At 75.3% G+C, this 1,594-nt stretch carries 3 protein-coding genes and 1 pseudogene; 3 read left to right on the top strand and 1 reads right to left on the bottom strand.

The window, feature by feature from the left end; translation table 11 throughout:
• On the bottom strand, positions 1-456 hold a 456-nt coding region (locus FV223_RS27170; protein ID WP_147729810.1), incomplete at its 3' end, for a hypothetical protein.
• 4 nt (positions 457-460) lie between these two features.
• Between FV223_RS27170 and FV223_RS27165 the strand changes: the two are divergent.
• The 3 genes and pseudogenes from FV223_RS27165 to FV223_RS27155 form a co-directional block, all read left to right on the top strand.
• Positions 461-787: pseudogene (locus FV223_RS27165) on the top strand (DUF3168 domain-containing protein); the annotation flags it as partial.
• Positions 784-1,194, top strand: coding sequence for a phage major tail protein, TP901-1 family (locus FV223_RS27160; RefSeq protein ID WP_147729808.1), 411 nt, complete (start codon positions 784-786; stop codon positions 1,192-1,194). The pseudogene FV223_RS27165 and the gene FV223_RS27160, both read left to right, overlap by 4 nt.
• Positions 1,195-1,396: 202 nt before the next feature.
• Positions 1,397-1,594, top strand: a 198-nt coding sequence (locus tag FV223_RS27155; protein WP_147729807.1) for a gene transfer agent family protein, incomplete at its 3' end; no start/stop codon positions are given.

Here is a 1,594-nt window from a genome sequence, read left to right as displayed (position 1 = left end):
GAAGGCGTCGTCGCCGCGGTGCTCGTACCGGGCGGCGGCCCGCCGCAGCACGGCGAGCCTCAGCGGCGGCGGGATCGGAGGCCCGTCGCCGCCGTATCCGGCCACGAGATCGACCAGCACGGCGCGCCCGGCCGCATCGGGGATCGCGGCGAAGAGCAGGCCCGGCGCCTCGATCCGGTCGGCGGCGAGGCTCGCCGAGCCCGCGGCGAATTCGGCGATGCCGCCATCCGCTGCGGAGAACCCGGCGCGCACCAGGGCGACGAGGGGGCTCAGCGGCACCGGCACGCGCCCGTCCGCGGGCAGCCGGTCCAGCACCATCCGCCAGGTGCCGGGCACGAGGATGCGCCGGGTCTCGGCCTCGACCTCGCTGCGGGCGGCCGCGATCAGGCCGGCGAGCAGGTCGTCCTCGGTGGCGTCGTCCGGGTCGAGGCGCAGGTAGCCGCGCAGCTCGGGCACGTTCCGGCTCTACGACGAGCCGCCGGCCGGCGCGCAGCCGGTCTACGCCCTGTTCGGCGACGCCGAGATCCGCGACGATTCCGTCGACGGCGCCGTCCGCCACCAGCACAGCCACGCGCTCGTGGTCTTCGCCCGGCCCGGCTCGGTCCGCACCGCGCTCGACGCCGCCGAGCGGATGTCGCTCCTCGTCGCCGATCCGGCCCTGGCGCTCACCGGCCACGCCCTCGTGACCCTGCGTGTCCAGGCCATCGCCACGCGGCGCGACGAGCGCACCGGCGAGGCCCGCGCCGTCCTCACGCTCCAGGCCGTCACCGAAAGGAACCCGACATGACCGCTCAGAAGGGGAAGGACCTGTTGGTCCGCGCCGGCAACGGCGCCGGCGGCTTCGTCGCGGTGGCGGGCCTGCGCGCCCGCCAGATCGCGTTCAACGCCGAGGCCATCGACGTCACCAACGCCGATTCCGCCGGGCGCTGGCGCGAGCTCCTCGCCGGTGCCGGCGCGCGCCGGGCCGCGATCTCGGGCTCCGGCGTGTTCCGCGACGAGGCCTCCGACCTGCGCCTGCGGCAGGTGTTCTTCGACGGGGTCATCGAGACCTTCCAGGTGGTGGTGCCCGCCTTCGGCACCCTCGAGGGGCCGTTCCAGATCACGGCGCTGGAATACCGCGGGAATCATGCCGGCGAGGTCACCTTCGACATGAGCCTGGAATCGGCCGGCGCCATCGCCTTCACCGCGCTCTGAGCCGGCACGGGCATCCCGACGCCGGTTGGGGAGCGCGACCGCGCGCCGCCGCCAGTGCGGCGGACGCCTTCGGCCGGTTCCGGTCGAAGGCCACCAAGACGAGCATCCCGACCTCGGGAAGCAAGCGCGACCGCGCGCCGCCGCCGGTGCGGCGGACGCCTTCGGCCGGTTCCGGTCGAAGGCCACCCAGGAGAACCCCTTCATGGTCAACCGCAGGCGCGGCGAGGTGCCGCTCGATCTCGGCGGCACCCGCTACACCCTCTGCCTGACGCTCGGCGCCCTGGCGGAACTCGAGGCCGCGCTGCAGGCGGGTGACCTCGTCGGCCTGGCCGAGCGCTTTTCCTCTGGCCGGCTCGCGGCGCGCGACCTGATCGCGCTGCTGGGCGCGGCGCTCCGGGGC

Source organism: Methylobacterium sp. WL116, assembly GCF_008039455.1.
Classification (GTDB): Bacteria; Pseudomonadota; Alphaproteobacteria; order Rhizobiales; family Beijerinckiaceae; genus Methylobacterium.
The sequence above is the reverse complement of the archived record's forward strand: the minus strand, read 5'-3'. Positions and strand labels throughout refer to the sequence as shown.